16 protein-coding genes and 1 riboswitch are annotated in these 15,689 nt (G+C 70.4%); of the genes, 9 read left to right on the forward strand and 7 right to left on the reverse strand.

Annotation, left to right across the window (positions count from 1 at the left end; all coding sequences use genetic code 11):
- Positions 1 to 15: 15 nt before the first annotated feature.
- From ACFYW8_RS10385 to ACFYW8_RS10400, 4 genes are all read left to right on the forward strand, one after another.
- Positions 16 to 936 (forward strand): MurR/RpiR family transcriptional regulator, encoded by a 921-nt coding sequence (locus ACFYW8_RS10385; protein WP_365871454.1) that lies wholly within the window; start codon positions 16 to 18, stop codon positions 934 to 936.
- 158 nt (positions 937 to 1,094) lie between these two features.
- Positions 1,095 to 2,030 (forward strand): N-acetylmuramic acid 6-phosphate etherase, encoded by a 936-nt coding sequence (murQ, locus tag ACFYW8_RS10390; protein ID WP_389070237.1) that lies wholly within the window; start codon positions 1,095 to 1,097, stop codon positions 2,028 to 2,030.
- Between the two features lie 16 nt (positions 2,031 to 2,046).
- A complete protein-coding gene (locus tag ACFYW8_RS10395; RefSeq protein WP_389070241.1) occupies positions 2,047 to 3,537 on the forward strand; it encodes a PTS transporter subunit EIIC in 1,491 nt (496 codons plus the stop codon).
- 46 nt (positions 3,538 to 3,583) lie between these two features.
- Positions 3,584 to 4,171 (forward strand): hypothetical protein, encoded by a 588-nt coding sequence (locus tag ACFYW8_RS10400; RefSeq protein WP_365871448.1) that lies wholly within the window; start codon positions 3,584 to 3,586, stop codon positions 4,169 to 4,171.
- Between the two features lie 57 nt (positions 4,172 to 4,228).
- Here ACFYW8_RS10400 and ACFYW8_RS10405 read toward each other — a convergent pair whose 3' ends face one another.
- Both ACFYW8_RS10405 and ACFYW8_RS10410 read right to left on the reverse strand, forming a co-directional pair.
- Complete coding sequence (locus ACFYW8_RS10405; RefSeq protein WP_365871805.1) at positions 4,229 to 4,429, reverse strand: hypothetical protein; 201 nt, start codon at positions 4,427 to 4,429, stop codon at positions 4,229 to 4,231.
- Complete coding sequence (locus ACFYW8_RS10410; RefSeq protein WP_389070251.1) at positions 4,426 to 4,668, reverse strand: hypothetical protein; 243 nt, start codon at positions 4,666 to 4,668, stop codon at positions 4,426 to 4,428. Before ACFYW8_RS10410 ends, ACFYW8_RS10405 begins: the two co-directional genes overlap by 4 nt.
- Positions 4,669 to 4,782: 114 nt before the next feature.
- Between ACFYW8_RS10410 and ACFYW8_RS10415 the strand changes: the two genes are divergently transcribed.
- From ACFYW8_RS10415 to ACFYW8_RS10425, 3 genes are all read left to right on the forward strand, one after another.
- On the forward strand, positions 4,783 to 5,625 hold the full coding sequence (locus ACFYW8_RS10415; protein ID WP_389070255.1) for a helix-turn-helix domain-containing protein: 843 nt from the start codon (positions 4,783 to 4,785) through the stop codon (positions 5,623 to 5,625).
- Positions 5,606 to 5,872 carry a DUF397 domain-containing protein gene (locus ACFYW8_RS10420; RefSeq protein ID WP_389070259.1) on the forward strand — a complete coding sequence of 89 codons (267 nt, stop codon included), beginning with the start codon at positions 5,606 to 5,608 and terminating at the stop codon, positions 5,870 to 5,872. Before ACFYW8_RS10415 ends, ACFYW8_RS10420 begins: the two co-directional genes overlap by 20 nt.
- Before the next feature lie 221 nt (positions 5,873 to 6,093).
- Positions 6,094 to 6,972 carry a hypothetical protein gene (locus ACFYW8_RS10425; protein WP_389070264.1) on the forward strand — a complete coding sequence of 293 codons (879 nt, stop codon included), beginning with the start codon at positions 6,094 to 6,096 and terminating at the stop codon, positions 6,970 to 6,972.
- 31 nt (positions 6,973 to 7,003) lie between these two features.
- On the opposite strand, the gene ACFYW8_RS10430 is transcribed toward ACFYW8_RS10425, so the two are convergent.
- The 5 genes from ACFYW8_RS10430 to thrC form a co-directional block, all read right to left on the reverse strand.
- The gene (locus ACFYW8_RS10430) at positions 7,004 to 8,125 is read right to left on the reverse strand and encodes an NADH:flavin oxidoreductase (RefSeq protein WP_365871438.1); all 1,122 of its coding nucleotides are present in this window, start codon (positions 8,123 to 8,125) and stop codon (positions 7,004 to 7,006) included.
- Positions 8,126 to 8,430: 305 nt separating this feature from the next.
- Entirely contained in the window at positions 8,431 to 10,053 is a 1,623-nt protein-coding gene (gene groL, locus ACFYW8_RS10435) for a chaperonin GroEL (RefSeq protein ID WP_355766807.1), read from the reverse strand.
- Positions 10,054 to 10,505: 452 nt separating this feature from the next.
- Positions 10,506 to 10,709 carry a cold-shock protein gene (locus tag ACFYW8_RS10440; RefSeq protein ID WP_005315736.1) on the reverse strand — a complete coding sequence of 68 codons (204 nt, stop codon included), beginning with the start codon at positions 10,707 to 10,709 and terminating at the stop codon, positions 10,506 to 10,508.
- Positions 10,710 to 11,150: 441 nt separating this feature from the next.
- Complete coding sequence (locus ACFYW8_RS10445) at positions 11,151 to 11,426, reverse strand: MoaD/ThiS family protein (RefSeq protein WP_261701880.1); 276 nt, start codon at positions 11,424 to 11,426, stop codon at positions 11,151 to 11,153.
- Positions 11,423 to 12,721, reverse strand: a complete 1,299-nt coding sequence (thrC, locus tag ACFYW8_RS10450; protein ID WP_389070278.1) for a threonine synthase — start codon at positions 12,719 to 12,721, stop codon at positions 11,423 to 11,425. Before thrC ends, ACFYW8_RS10445 begins: the two co-directional genes overlap by 4 nt.
- A gap of 15 nt (positions 12,722 to 12,736) precedes the next feature.
- Positions 12,737 to 12,893: riboswitch (SAM riboswitch) on the reverse strand.
- A gap of 205 nt (positions 12,894 to 13,098) precedes the next feature.
- Here thrC and ACFYW8_RS10455 point away from each other — a divergent pair.
- Both ACFYW8_RS10455 and ACFYW8_RS10460 read left to right on the forward strand, forming a co-directional pair.
- A complete protein-coding gene (locus ACFYW8_RS10455; protein WP_389070282.1) occupies positions 13,099 to 14,043 on the forward strand; it encodes a glucosyl-3-phosphoglycerate synthase in 945 nt (314 codons plus the stop codon).
- A gap of 78 nt (positions 14,044 to 14,121) precedes the next feature.
- Entirely contained in the window at positions 14,122 to 15,594 is a 1,473-nt protein-coding gene (locus tag ACFYW8_RS10460; protein ID WP_389070286.1) for a trehalose-6-phosphate synthase, read from the forward strand.
- Positions 15,595 to 15,689 lie beyond the last annotated feature (95 nt).

Raw genomic sequence — 15,689 nt, forward strand, 5'->3', positions numbered from 1 at the left:
AATATCTTTCATAATGTGACCCATGACGTGAAGGAAATTTTCGCGGGTGAGGCGCCGCCCGCCCCCGCCGCCCTCGCGGCCAAGGTACGCACGCTCGCCCCCTCGATGACGCGCTCCATGCAGCGGGTCGCCGAGGCCGTCGCCGGTGACCCGGCCGGCTGCGCGGCCCTCACGGTCACCGGACTCGCCGGGCTCACCGGCACCAGCGAGGCCACGGTCGTGCGCACGGCCCGCCTCCTCGGCTATCCCGGATACCGCGACCTGCGTCTCGCGCTCGCCGGGCTCGCCGCCCAGCAGCAGTCGGGCCGGGCCCCCGCCGTCACCGCCGACATCGCGGTCGACGACCCGATCGCGGACGTCGTGGCGAAGCTCGCGTACGACGAGCAGCAGACCCTCGCCGACACCGCCGCCGCGCTCGACACGGTGCAGCTCGGCCATGCCGTCGCCGCCATAGCCACCGCCCGCCGCGTCGACATCTACGGCGTCGGCGCGTCCGGTCTCGTCGCCCAGGACCTCCTGCAGAAGCTCATGCGGATCGGGCTCATAGTGCACGCGCACAGCGACCCGCACCTCGCGGTGACCAACGCGGTGCAGCTGCGCGCCAAGGACGTGGCGATAGCCATCACGCACTCCGGCTCGACCGGCGACGTCATCGAGCCGCTCCGGGTCGCCTTCGAGCACGGGGCGACGACGGTGGCGATCACCGGCCGCCCCGGCGGACCGGTCGCGCAGTACGCCGACCACATCCTCACCACCTCGACCGCCCGCGAGAGCGAGCTGCGCCCGGCGGCCATGTCGTCGCGCACGAGCCAGCTGCTGGTGGTGGACTGTCTGTTCGTGGGGGTCGCCCAGCGCACCTACGAGACGGCGGCGCCCGCGCTGTCCGCCTCGTACGAGGCCCTGGCGCACCGCCACTCCCCGCGCGGCGGACGGTAGCCGCGCCGCGCGGACAGAGCACGGGGACTTGATTCAGCCGGGAGACCGCGGTCCGCGGGTGGCTGGTCGCGCCCGTGAGCGGTGCCGCACGTCGTCCCGGCCCGCGCCCCGCCTCCCGGGCGCGGTACGACACCTCACCGGAAAGAGCCGCTCCTCCCATGACCTCCATGCCCGACCACGGCGATCTTCGAGCAGAGCTGGAGACGCTGACCACCGAGGCGTTCCGTCCGGAACTGTCCGAGATCGACCGGCTGCCCACACTGGAGATCGCGCGGCTCATGAACGGGGAGGACGCGACGGTGCCGACGGCCGTCGCCGCGCAGCTCCCGCTCATCGCCACCGCGATCGACGCCATCGCGGAGCGCATGTCCCGCGGCGGACGCCTCATCTACGCGGGGGCCGGCACCGCGGGCCGCCTGGGCGTCCTGGACGCCTCCGAGTGCCCGCCCACCTTCAACACCGACCCCTCCCGGGTCGTCGGCGTGATCGCGGGCGGCCCGACCGCCATGGTCACCTCGATCGAGGGCGCCGAGGACTCCCGGGAGCTGGCGGCGGCCGACCTGGACGCGCTCGCCGTGACGGCCGACGACACGGTGGTCGGTGTCTCCGCCTCGGGCCGCACCCCGTACGCCGTGGGCGCGGTCGAGCACGCCCGGAAGCAGGGCGCGCTGACGGTCGGCCTGTCCTGCAACGAGCGCAGCGCGCTCGCCGCCGCCGCCGACCACGGCATCGAGGTCGTGGTCGGCCCCGAACTGCTCACCGGCTCCACCCGCCTGAAGTCCGGCACCGCGCAGAAGCTCGTCCTGAACATGCTCTCGACGATCACGATGATCCGGCTCGGCAAGACGTACGGGAACCTGATGGTCGACGTACGCGCCTCGAACGAGAAGCTGCGGGCCCGCTCCCGCCGGATCGTCGCGCTCGCCACCGGCGCCTCCGACGAGGAGATCGAGCACGCGCTGGCCGCCACGGACGGCGAGGTGAAGAACGCCATCCTGACCCTCCTCAGTGGTGTGGACGGGCCGATGGCCGCCCGCCTTCTGGAGGAGTCCGAGGGCCATCTGCGCGCCGCGCTGGCGAAGGCGTCCGGCTGACCAGCACGCTCGGGGGGTGCGCACACCGGACTCCACCACAGCAGCGGCGATCCTCCCCCTCGTGGGCGGCCCCGCGAACGTCCTGACCGTCGCCCACTGCATGACCCGGCTCCGGCTGGGACTGCGGGACCCGAGCCTGGTGGACGGGGAGGGCCTGCGGGCCCTGCCCGCCGTCCTCGGCCTGGTCACGGACGGCGGCACGTGCCAGATCGTGCTGGGCCCCGGCACGGTCGCCCGGGTGACGCCGGAGTTCGAGGCGCTCCTGACGACCACGGCCGACCTGCTCGCCCCGCACGACGACGAAACCACCACGGCCGACAGGCTCACCCTTCGCGACGACGGAACCACCACGGCCGACAGGCTCACCCTTCGCGGCGCCGAGCTGAAGGCCGCCCGGACCCGCCGCAACGCCACCCCCCTCAAGCTGCTCCTGCGGCGGATCGCGGACGTCTTCGTGCCGCTGATCCCCGGCCTGATCGGCTGCGGGGTGATCGCGGGCCTCAACGGCCTGCTGGTCAACCTCGGCGTACTGCCGGGTCTCACCCCCGCCCTGACCGCGATCGCCGCCGGATTCATGGCGCTGATCGCCGTCTTCGTCGGCTACAACACGGCCAAGGAGTTCGGCGGCACCCCGGTCCTGGGTGGCGCGGTGGCCGCGGTCATCGTCTACGCGGGGGTCGCCAAGGTGACGGTCCTCGGGGTGACGCTCGCCCCCGGCCAGGGCGGTGTCCTGGGCGCCCTGGCCGCGGCGCTCCTCGGGACGTACGTGGAGAAGTGGTGCCGCCGCTGGGTTCCGCCCACCCTGGACGTCCTGGTCACCCCCACCCTCACCGTGCTGCTGACCGGCCTGGTGACGCTGTACGCGCTGATGTACGCGGCCGGCGCCCTCTCCTCCGCCATCGGCACGGCCGCCGCCTGGCTGCTCTCCACCACGGGCGCCTTCGCCGGGCTCGTCCTCGGCGCCCTGTTCCTCCCCCTGGTGATGCTGGGCCTGCACCAGGCCCTCATCCCCATCCACACCACGCTCATCGAGCAGCAGGGCTACACCGTCCTGCTGCCCGTCCTGGCCATGGCGGGCGCGGGCCAGGTCGGCGCCGCCCTCGCGGTGTACGTCCGGCTGCGCCACGACACCTCGCTCCGTACGACCATCAGATCCGCGCTCCCGGCCGGCCTCCTCGGCGTCGGCGAACCCCTGGTCTACGGCGTCTCCCTCCCCCTCGGCCGCCCCTTCGTCACGGCCTGCGCGGGCGGAGCGGCGGGCGGCGCCTTCATCGGCTTCTTCTCGATGCTGGGCGACCGGGTCGGCTCGACGGCCATCGGGCCCTCCGGCCTGGCCCTGTTCCCGCTGCTGTCCGGCAACCGGGGCCTCGCCCTGACCGCCGCGATCTACGCGGGCGGCCTGCTCACCGGGTACGCCGTCGGGTTCGCGGCCACCTATTTCCTCGGCCTCGGCGGCGTGGCACCGGCCCGCCGGACGGAACAGGCGGCGGAACAGGCCGCCGTTTAGGACCTGTCCCGGCCGGGCTGTCGGTGGCGCGTGCGAGGCTGGGACCATGAACCACGCACAGCTGACCGCCCTCGGCCGCGCCCTGCGGCTGCTCGGGGAGCACGGTGACGCCCTGAACACCGACACCCCCGACGCCAAGCTGCACGAGGTCAAGGCGGACCTGAAGCGGGCCCTGGACCTGCTCGACGACACGGTGACGACGGCGGCCCCGACCACCCGCTGCTCCGAGCATCCGAACGGCCCGGTGGACGAGAGCGCCCCGGACCGCTGCCTGCTCTGCGAGACCCGCCGCCGCACCGCCCGCCGCACCGAGGTGAACGACGCGTACGGGCACGGCCGGGCGCCCGCCCCGGACGAGCTCCCCGACCGCACGATGACCCGCTACGGGATCCGCGGCGACCGCCCCGAACCCCAGCAGCGCTGGCTCCCGGAAGTCTGGACCGGCCAGACGTGGCACCTCTGCGGCACCCCCCGACGCGACCGCCAGGAAGCCGAGCGCTACCTCGCCGCCGAGCGCCGGACCCCCCGCCCCGGCATGGCCTACCGCCTCGTCCACGAGTTCACCGACTACGAGGTGCTCCGCATCTGGGGCACGCCGGTCAAGGTCGACATCGAGCCGATGGGGAACCTTTAGGCGAGCGGTCCGGGAAGCCGGGGCGATCCGGGGACCCGGCCCGCCTCCGGCGCGGGGTCACGGCAGTCGCCCCTCCGCGTTGAGCCGCCGCACCCGCGCCCGCAGCACCTGCCCCGGCGGCACCTCCCCGAGGGCCTCCTCGGGACAGTCCCACTCACGTCCACCGCCGGGCGGCCGCAGTTGTACGAGGCCGCCCTCGCGCCCCATCACCTGGCCGAGCCGCCCGTCCCGCACGTCGACGGCGTACTCCGCGCTCACGCCTCGCCACCGCCCGTGCCCGCCTCGGTACCGCACGCGCGCAGCACGGCGGTGAGCTTCTGGGCGGTGCCCACGTTGCACCGCCCGAGCGCGACCAGGGCGAACGGCTCGTCGCTCGCGCCGGTCACCGGATCGACCCGTAGCGACGGCAGCACCACACCGACCCCGGTGAGCGCCGCCCGCAGCTCCTCGACGATCTCCTCCGTCGGCCGCACGCGCTTGCTCGACGTCATCTCCATCGCACCGCACCTTCCACGCTGAGTGTTCACGTTCACCACCCAGCGTGACCATCGCCTCTCTAACCTGGAAGAGACGGAGCTCCAACAACCCCTTCTGTTCGACAGGGAGTTGCCTTGCCCGGATCCAAGGACCTCGACCCGTCCTCCTCACCACGCGCCATGATCGGCGCGGAGTTGCGGCACGCCCGCGAGAACGCCGGCTTCAGCCAGGCCGAACTGGGCGAACCACTCTTCGTGAGCGGTTCGTTCATCGGCCAACTGGAGTCGGGGACACGGCGGTTGCAGCTTGAATACGCCGTCCAGATAGACGAGATCCTGGGGACCAAGGGGTTCTTCGCACGCAACTGCCGGGCGCTGGCCAGGTCCAAGTACCCGGACCACTTCGCGGAGGCGGCGGAGGCGGAGGCGATCGCTACGGCGATCAAGCACTATCTCCCGCTGCTCATCCCCGGCTTGTTGCAGACCCCGGCGTACGCCGCGGACCTGTTTCGCATCTACCGGCCGACAGTCCCAGACACCGAGATCGAGGAGCTGGTGGCGACCCGCATGGAGCGCGCCCGCCTCCTTGACAATCCAACAACCCCGCTGTTGTGGGTGATTCTGGACGAGGCCGCGCTCCGCCGACCGGTCGGCGGAGCCGCAACGATGGCGGAGGCTCTTCGCCATTTGGCGGACCTGGCGCATCGCCGCCGGATCATCATGCAGGTACTGACGTTCGACGCCGGTACACATGCCGCGATGGGCGGTTCGTTGAAGCTCATGGAGTTCATGGACGCGCCTCCACTCTGCTTCATCGAGGGGGTGGACATGGGGAAACTGGTGGACGACCCGGCCACGGTCGCCCGGCACACCCTCACCTTCAACCTCATTCAAGCGGCGGCGCTCGCGCCTCGGGCTTCCCTGTCCCTGGTCGAGTCCATGGCGCATGATTACGAGCATGGAGAACAACGCCCATGAGTACGAACTGAGTTCGGTCACCTGGCACAGGTCCGACTACAGCGACGCCAGCGGCGGCAACTGCCTGGAGGTCGCCCGCTGGCGCAAGTCGACGTACAGCGCCGGTGACGGCGGCGACTGCCTCGAAGTCGCCGACGGTCACCCCACCCTCGTCCCCGTCCGGGACTCCAAGAACCCCGACGGGCCCCGGCTCACGTTCCGGGCCCAGGTGTGGGCGACCTTCCTCGAAGGGGTCAAGGCCCAGTAACCCCAGGTCCGAAGCTCAAGTACCGAACTCCGAGCGCTCTCAACAAGGAATGGGCGGTGGGCCCAACCCGCCCACCCACCCTGGAGAGTTGACTTCTCGCGACCGACTTGCCACGCACAGTCACCAGGCTCTAGCGTGCCCACAAGACGAACAACCCCCGCCAGGTGCGCCAACACCTGCGGGGGTTTGACCAACGAGATCCGACGAATGAGGTCGATCCCATGGCTGACGCCAACTTTAGTGCCGTGCCCCGCTCCGCGCACGCCTTCCCGCACCCGATGGCCAATCCCGGCTACGGCAAGCGCAGCGCACCGGGGCAACGCCCCCGCGCGAGCGACGACTTCGCACACCTCCCGCCGCGGGAGGCGGCGATCGCCGCGTATGTCGACCGGCTCCCCGACGGGGCCGACATCTCCGTGAAAACGCTGGCCAAGGAGCTGCCGTACGGGCAGTGCGCGCTGCGTACCGCGCTCAACAACCTGACCCGGGTGGGCCACTTGCGCCGTGGGCGCGAACATCTGGCCGGTTCGGGAAGCTCTCGCTGGGTCACCCGATCGTGGTTCACCCGAACGGCGCGGGACGACGGCTGGTGGGCGGGTTTCAGCCGCGACGACGTGCCGCAGGAACCCCCGGACCGGCGGTCCGCCCCCACCCGCTCCCGCGCCCACATCCTGCTGGCGGCTCTGGGCCGTACGACCCCGGTCCTGTCCCTGTCGGCCAGGGACTGCGCGGACCTCGCGCCCCTGCTGACCGAGTGGTTCGTGAGGGGCGCCACCGACGAACAGGTGATCCGAGCCCTGACCGCGGGACTCCCTGTCCCCGTCCACAGTCCGGCCGCCCTCGTGCGGCAGCGTCTGACCAGCAAACTCCCGCCGGAACCAGTACCGGACACCCCGTCTCGCCGAGCCCTGCGCACTCTGGAGTGCGCGAAGTGCGGGACCCCGGGGCCTCCGGAGGCGCTGCCCGGCGGTGTCTGCGGGCCGTGCCGGGGCGAGACCGCCCCGCGGTTCACCGGCCCGCTCACCTCCACCGCGGTCCACGCCCACGCCGCCGCCGCGCGTGCGGCGATGGCCGACCGGCGGGAGCGGCCACGCGCGTGACAGCTCCCGTCGGTCCGGACCCCACGCCGGGTCAGCTCAGCGAACCGAGCGCCGCCGCGTCGTACGGGGCCAGCTCGTCGAAGCGGCCGGCCAGGACCTTCGCGGCCCACTGGGGGTCCTGGAGCAGCGCGCGGCCGACGGCGACGAGGTCGAACTCGTCGCGCTCCATGCGGTCGAGGAGGTCGTCGATGCCCTTGACCGGGGAACCCTCGCCCGCGAAGGCCTTGATGAAGTCGCCGTCCAGGCCGACCGAGCCGACGCTGATGCTGGGCTTGCCCGTCAGCTTCTTCGTCCAGCCGGCCAGGTTGAGGTCGGAACCGTCGAACTCGGGCACCCAGTAGCGGCGCGTGGAGGCGTGGAAGGAGTCCACTCCGGCGGCGGCGAGCGGGGTGAGGATCGCCTCCAGCTCCTCTGGGGTCTCGGCGATCCGGGCGTCGTAGGCCTGCTGCTTCCACTGCGAGTAGCGGAAGATGACGGGGAACTCGGGCGAGACCGCGGCGCGCACCGCGGCGACGATCTCCGCCGAGAACTTCGTACGGGCCACCGGGTCGCCGCCGTACGCGTCCTCGCGCCGGTTGGTGCCCGCCCAGTGGAACTGGTCGAGCAGGTAGCCGTGGGCGCCGTGCAGTTCGACCCCGTCGAAGCCGATGCGCTCAGCGTCGGCGGCGGCCTTGGCGAACGCCTCGATGACGTCGTCGAGGTCCTGCTGGGTCATGCTCTTGCCGGTGACCTCGGCGCCCTCCTTGTAGAGGCCGGAGGGGCCGACCGGCGGGGCGTCCGCGAAGGGCGGCTCGCCCGCCTTGCGGACCATGCCGATGTGCCACAGCTGCGGAACGATCGTGCCGCCCGCCGCGTGCACGGCGTCGGCGACCTTGGTCCAGCCGGCGAGCTGGTCCTCGCCGTGGAAGCGCGGCACCGCGTCGCTCTGTCCGGCCGAGTCGTGGCCGACGTAGGTGCCCTCGGTGACGATCAGGCCGACGCCCGCGGCGGCGCGGCGGGAGTAGTAGCCGACGACGTCCTCCCCCGGTACACCGCCCGGCGAGAACATCCGGGTCATCGGGGCCATGGCGATCCGGTTCGGGACGGTCAGGCCGTTGATCGAGACGGGACGGGAAAGGATCTCGGCTGCGCGGGACGCGGCGTCAGCGGTCACGTGGGGGCTCCTCGAACAGGTGGTCGGTATGACGTCGAGTGGTCTGCGAGGCAGGAGATCCCGTGCGGTATGTGCACATGCATCAACTGCTCTGAAGCGTCAACCGCCCAGCCGGGCAGGGCATTCCGTCGTGCCGGAACCTGTCGCTGTGATCCGGACCACGCTCACGGCGGACCCGCAGAAAACGCGGAGCACGCGGAGAGCGGGAAGGGAGAGCGGGAAGAACGGGAAACGCCCGAGGGCGGCACCCCCCTTGCGGGGAGTGCCGCCCTCGGAACGTCAGGACGATGATCGACCGGGGTCGATCAGAAGTCCATGTCACCGCCCGGCATGCCGCCCGGAGCGGCCGCGGAGGCCTTCTCCGGCTTGTCGGCGATGACGGCCTCGGTGGTCAGGAACAGCGCGGCGATGGAGGCGGCGTTCTGCAGGGCAGAGCGCGTCACCTTCGCCGGGTCGATGATGCCTTCGGCGATCATGTCGACGTACTCACCGGTCGCGGCGTTCAGGCCGTGACCGACGGGCAGGTTGCGCACCTTCTCGACGATGACGCCACCCTCGAGACCACCGTTGACGGCGATCTGCTTGAGCGGGGCCTCCAGGGCGAGACGCACGGCGTTGGCGCCGGTCGCCTCGTCACCCGTGAGCTCGAGCTTCTCGAAGACCGAGGAAGCCTGGAGCAGGGCCACGCCACCACCGGCGACGATGCCCTCCTCGACGGCCGCCTTCGCGTTGCGAACGGCGTCCTCGATGCGGTGCTTGCGCTCCTTGAGCTCGACCTCGGTGGCGGCACCGGCCTTGATGACGGCCACGCCGCCGGCCAGCTTCGCCAGACGCTCCTGGAGCTTCTCGCGGTCGTAGTCCGAGTCGGAGTTCTCGATCTCGGCACGGATCTGGTTGACCCGGCCGGCGACCTGGTCGGCAGAGCCGGAGCCGTCGACGATCGTGGTCTCGTCCTTGGTGATGACGACCTTGCGGGCACGGCCCAGCAGGTCCAGACCCGCGTTCTCCAGCTTGAGGCCGACCTCCTCGGAGATGACCTCGCCGCCCGTGAGGATGGCGATGTCGCCGAGCATGGCCTTGCGGCGGTCACCGAAGCCCGGAGCCTTGACGGCGACGGACTTGAAGGTGCCACGGATCTTGTTGACGACCAGGGTCGACAGGGCCTCGCCCTCGACGTCCTCGGCGATGATCAGCAGCGGCTTGCCGCCCTGCATGACCTTCTCGAGGAGCGGGAGCAGGTCCTTGACGTTCGCGATCTTGGAGTTCGCGATCAGGATGTACGGGTCGTCGAGGACGGCCTCCATACGCTCCATGTCGGTGGCGAAGTACGCCGAGATGTAGCCCTTGTCGAAGCGCATACCCTCGGTGAGCTCCAGCTCCAGACCGAAGGTCTGGGACTCCTCGACGGTGATGACGCCTTCCTTGCCGACCTTGTCCATCGCCTCGGCGATGAGCTCGCCGATCTGGGTGTCGGCGGCGGAGATGGAGGCCGTGGAAGCGATCTGCTCCTTGGTCTCGACATCCTTGGCCTGCTCGAGGAGGGCACCGGAGACGGCCTCGACGGCCTTCTCGATACCGCGCTTGAGAGCCATCGGGTTGGCGCCGGCGGCGACGTTGCGCAGACCCTCGCGCACGAGCGCCTGGGCCAGCACGGTCGCCGTGGTCGTACCGTCGCCGGCGACGTCGTCCGTCTTCTTGGCGACTTCCTTGACCAGCTCGGCGCCGATCTTCTCGTACGGGTCCTCGAGCTCGATCTCCTTGGCGATGGAAACACCATCGTTGGTGATCGTGGGCGCGCCCCACTTCTTCTCGAGGACGACGTTACGGCCCTTGGGGCCGAGGGTGACCTTGACGGCGTCGGCGAGCTGGTTCATCCCGCGCTCGAGACCGCGCCGTGCCTCCTCGTCGAACGCGATGATCTTGGCCATGTGAAGTGGTCCTCCCGGACGGGGTGGATTTCTCCGGATCGTGCCCGCGCCCGCGACGGACGGCCTGCAAGCCTTGTGGTTCCTTGCCCCACAGGCCCGCGGGCCTCACTGGCCCGATCCAAGTTCTGTCACTCTCACTGGGAGAGTGCTAACGCCAATGATTAGCACTCGACCCCGTCGAGTGCAAGGTGTGCTCGCGAAGCGAGCTCGTTGGGGGGTGGTGGTCGGGTGACGGGCGGGCGCAAGCGCCTCTCGCGAAAACAGGCCCGGCGAGCGGCCTCCGCACGAGTCACAGAGGCGGCCTCTCGTGCGCGCCCGCACAGGGGGCACGCGCGGGCGCGCGGGCGCGCACGAGATGAGGGGGAGGCCGTCGGGGACGCACGAGGGGCCCGCATCCCTGGTGGGATGCGGGCCCCTCGGCGTGAGTGCGTCGGTGGCCGTTCGCGCCCGGACTAGACGGCGAGTTTGACCATGTCCGCCTGCGGACCCTTCTGGCCCTGCGAGATTTCGAACTCCACTCGCTGACCCTCTTCAAGGGTGCGGTAGCCGTCCATCTGAATCGCGCTGTAGTGCACGAAGACGTCCGCACCACCGTCGACCGCGATGAAGCCGTACCCCTTCTCCGCGTTGAACCACTTGACGGTGCCCTGAGCCATGCCTAACTCCCCTATTACTGGCCCTTGCACAGATCCACACTTCGCGGATCCGGGTCAGACCTCACCCCCCAACGGTTGGGGGTGTGCGCCGGAACGCGTCGACCGCGGCTGAATGTATCTGTCCAACTGCCCTCTGCAACAGGTCAATCGGACGAGAATTCTGGGCATGGCTGATCAATGATATACGGAGAACCCGCAATGATTCAGGGCAAGTCGGGCCCCGTAAATGCCATAAACGGCCCATAAAGGCGAGGCAGTTTGGCTACTTCTTGTCGGCCGCCGAACGGGTACTCATATGCGCCCGGCATGAAACCGACAGCGAAAGCGGAGCGACTTCCCCAACCCTAGCGCGTTCAACCATGCAGAATTGCCCCCTCCGTTTCTCTCACGGAGGGGGCAATTCGATGAACTCAGCGTGTTCGGCATTACCGAGGGTAACGATCAGCCTCCGGCGACGGCCGGAATGATCGAGACGCCCACACCGTCCGGGGTCGCCGTTTCGAGACCCTGCTCGAACCTCACGTCGTCGTCGTTGACGTACACGTTGACGAAGCGGCGCAGCTTGCCCTGGTCGTCCAGAACGCGCGCGGCGATGCCCGTGTGGTTCTTCTCCAGGTCGGTGATGACCTCGGCGAGGGTCGTGCCCTCGGCTGTCACCTCGGCGGCGCCGCCGGTGTAGGTGCGCAGGATGGTGGGGATGCGGACGTTGACGCTCATGATGCGAGGCCAGCCTCTCGGAAGGAGTCGAGGTTCGGACGGATGGTCGCGGTCAGTCCGGTGTCCGAGGCCACCGCGTCCAGGGTCTTGAGGCCGTCGCCGGTGTTCAGCACGACCGTGGTGAGGGCCGGGTCGAGGAGACCGTTCTCGATCAGCTTGCGGGTGACGCCGACGGTCACCCCGCCGGCCGTCTCCGCGAAGATGCCCTCGGTGCGCGCGAGCAGCTTGATCGCGTCGACGATCTGCTCGTCGTTCACGTCCTCCACCGCGCCGCCGGTGCGCCGGGCGATGTCGAGCACGTACGGCCCGTCCGCGGGGTTGCCGATGGCGAGCGACTTGGCGATGGTGTCCGGCTTCTGCGGCCGTACGACGTCGTGACCGGCCTTGTAGGCGACGGACACCGGGGAGCAGCCCTCGGCCTGGGCGCCGAAGATCTTGTACGGCTTGTCCTCGACGAGCCCGAGCTTGACGAGCTCCTGGAGACCCTTGTCGATCTTCGTGAGCTGGGAGCCGGAGGCGATCGGCACGACGAGCTGGTCCGGCAGCTTCCAGCCGAGCTGTTCACAGATCTCGTAGGCCAGCGTCTTGGAGCCCTCGGCGTAGTACGGCCGCAGGTTGACGTTGACGAAGCCCCAGCCCTCGCCGGCCGGGTCGCCGATCAGCTCGGAGCAGAAGCGGTTCACGTCGTCGTAGTTGCCCTGGATGCCGACGAGCTCGCCGCCGTAGACCGCGGCCATGACGACCTTGCCCTGCTCCAGGTCGTGCGGGATGAACACGCAGGAGCGGAAGCCGGCGCGGGCCGCCGCGGCGCCCACGGCGCCGGCGAGGTTGCCGGTCGAGGAGCAGGAGAGGGTGGTGAAGCCGAAGGCGCGGGCGGCTTCGATGGCCTGGGCGACGACGCGGTCCTTGAAGGAGTGCGTCGGGTTGCCGGAGTCGTCCTTGACGAAGAGCTTTCCGGCCTCGACACCGAGCTCGCGGGCCAGGTTGTCGGCCTGGACGAGCTTGGTCCAGCCGGGATTGATGTTCGGCTTGTCCGCCACGTCCGCGGGGACGGGCAGGAGGGGCGCGTAGCGCCAGATGTTCGCGGGTCCCGCTTCGATGCGCTTACGGAGCTCTTCGGTCTCGTAGGCCGAGAAGTCGTAGGCGATCTCCAGCGGGCCGAAACACTCCTCGCAGGCGAAGACCGGGCCGAGTGGGACGCGGTGTCCGCACTCGCGGCAGGAAAGCGCCGCGGCCGGGCCGAGATCCACCGCGTCGGCGGAGTTCGTGGTACTTGCATCTGTCTGCGCAGCCATGGAGGCGAGGCCCTTTCCTCATCTTCCTCACGACGCACTTCGCCGTGAGACGGATTTGGCACCTTCCCTAGCCGGGAGCCTCGCGACGCGATCGACATCGATCGGTACGAGACCGGCTGGAGGGTTGCCGGGGCTTCATCGGGCCGTATCCCTCTGCCCCTCTGGATGAGCGGTATTTGATTGTTGAACTGTTGAACGCGATACATGCCGATGATCCAGGACATGCGATGGTCATCCGCGTTGTTCAAGACTGTAACCGAAGGCCAGGACAGTTGAGATAGTCGTCCGAACCGCGAGACGACGGCAATCGATCTGCCGCTGGCCGCAGCGGGCACGCCGATGAGAGCGTGTGATCAGACAGTGAGGAGCCGCAGACCGTGCTGAAAGACGTCGAAAGCTGGCTGAGCACACGCTCCTGGTCCGTGACCGACCGCCCGCTCCACAGGCTCATGGCCGCGAAACGCGTCAGCGGTTCGACGGTCAGCGTCGTACTGCCCGCGCTCAACGAGGAGGAGACGGTCGGCGAGATCGTCGCGATCATCCGCCACGACCTGATGCAGCAGGTGCCCCTCGTCGACGAGATCGTCGTCGTCGACTCGGGCTCCACGGACCGCACCTCCGCGGTCGCCGCCGCCGCGGGCGCGCGCGTCGTGCACCGCGACGACATCCTCCCGCGGATCCCGGCCGTGCCCGGCAAGGGCGAGGTGCTGTGGAGGTCGCTGCTCGTGACGAGCGGGGACATCGTCTGTTTCATCGACGCGGACCTCAAGGAGTTCTCTTCCGACTTCGTCTCCGGGATCGTGGGCCCGCTGCTCACCGAACCCGGCGTCGATCTGGTCAAGGCCATGTACGACCGTCCACTCGGCGGCGCCACCGGCCAGGGCGGCCGGGTCACCGAGCTGATGGCCCGCCCCCTGCTGAACATGCACTGGCCGCAGCTCGCGGGCTTCGTCCAGCCGCTCGGCGGCGAGTACGCGGCCCGCCGCTCGCTGCTCGAACAGCTCCCGTTCCCCGTCGGCTACGGCGTCGAACTGGGCATGCTCGTCGACGCCCTGCACCTGGTGGGCCTGGACGCCCTCGCCCAGGTCGACGTCGGGGTGCGCAAACACCGCCACCAGGACGGCCAGGCGCTGGGCCGGATGGCCGCCGCGATCTACCGCACCGCCCAGCTCCGGCTGGCCCGCGGCCATCTGATCCGCCCCGCCCTCACCCAGTTCGAGCGCGGCCGGGACGGTTTCCAGCCGCGCACGTACTCGGTCGACACGGAGGAAAGGCCACCGATGACCGAAATCTCCGAGTACCAGCGGCGCAGGGCCGCGTAGACCAGCCCGACCGGCCGTGCTTCGCATACGGCCGAAGGGAACGTTTGAGCGTTTCGACACGGGGCTAGGTTTCGAGGCATGGCTTCAACGCACGGTGCCCACCGGATTCTGGTCGCGTCCAACCGCGGCCCGATCACCTACGAGGTACGGGAGGACGACTCGCTGCACGCCCGGCGCGGCGGCGGCGGTCTCGTCTCGGGCCTCTCGGCGATCGGGCCGGACGCGGGCGCCCTATGGGTGTGCTCCGCCCTCGGCGACGGCGACCGGGAGGCCGTACGGCGCGGAGTCGGCGAGGACGGCGTACGAATGCTCGCCATCGACGCCGAGGTGCACGCCGCCGCGTACAACGGCATCGCCAACTCCGTGCTCTGGTTCGTCCACCACATGCTGTACCAGACCCCGCTGGAGCCGGTCTTCGACGCGGAGTTCCGGCGCCAGTGGGACTCGTACCGCACCTACAACCGCGCCTTCGCCGAGGCGCTGGCCGAGGAGGCCGCCGACGGCGCCTCCGTGCTGGTCCAGGACTACCACCTGTGCCTGGTGCCGGGGATGCTCCGCGAGCTGCGCCCCGACCTGCGCATCGGCCACTTCTCCCACACTCCGTGGGCGCCCGAGGACTACTTCCGGATGCTGCCCGACGACATCCGCGCCGAGCTGCTGGACGGCATGCTCGGCGCGGACCGGGTGGCGTTCCTGACCTGGCGGTGGGCGAGCGCGTTCATGCGGTGCGCGGCCGAGACCGACCCCGAGCGCTACCGCGTGACCCCGCCCTCGGACGCGGCGCCCGCGGTCGAGCACCTGGACGGCGGCCCGCCCCGCCGGACCCGCGTCGGTGTGCACGGCCTCGGCGCGGACGCCGAGTTCCTGCGCGAGCGCTCGCACCGGGCGGACGTCGAGGAGCGGATGGCCGCGCTGCGCGAGGAGATCGGCGAGGGCCGCAGGACCGTCGTGCGTGTCGACCGGACCGAACTGTCCAAGAACATCGTGCGGGGGATGCTGGCGTACCGGCAGCTCCTCGACGAGCACCCGGAGTGGCGCGAGCGGGTCGTCCACGTGGCGTTCGCCTATCCCTCGCGGCAGGACCTCGCGGTGTACCGGGACTACACGGCCGAGGTGCAGCGGGTCGCCGACGAGATCAACTCCCGTTACGGGACGCCGGGTTGGACCCCTGTGGTGCTGCACGTCAAGGACGACTTCGCGCGCTCGCTCGCCGCGTACCGACTGGCCGACGTCGCCCTCGTCAACCCCATCCGGGACGGCATGAACCTCGTCGCCAAGGAGGTCCCTGTCGTCTCCGACGAGGGCTGCGCGCTGGTGCTCTCGCGGGAGGCCGGGGCGTACGAGGAACTGGGCGAGGACGCGATCTCCGTGAACCCGTACGACGTCATCGGTACGGCGCGGGCGCTGCACGAGGCACTGACCATGCAGCCGGGCGAACGCGCCGAGCGCACCAAGCGGCTGGCCGCCGCGGCCACCGCCCTGCCCCCGGCCCAGTGGTTCCTGGACCAGCTGCGCGAGCTGGAGGCGCCATCCAGCCCCTCCGGCGTTTGAGGAGCGGGGTCCGGGGCGGAGCCCCGGGTACGGGAAGGGCACGGGAAGGGCAGGGGCGGAGGGGGCGAACCAGCTTGCGGCCGGTCCGCCCCGGC

The sequence above is a fragment of the Streptomyces sp. NPDC002742 genome (assembly GCF_042888885.1).
GTDB lineage: Bacteria > Actinomycetota > Actinomycetes > Streptomycetales > Streptomycetaceae > Streptomyces.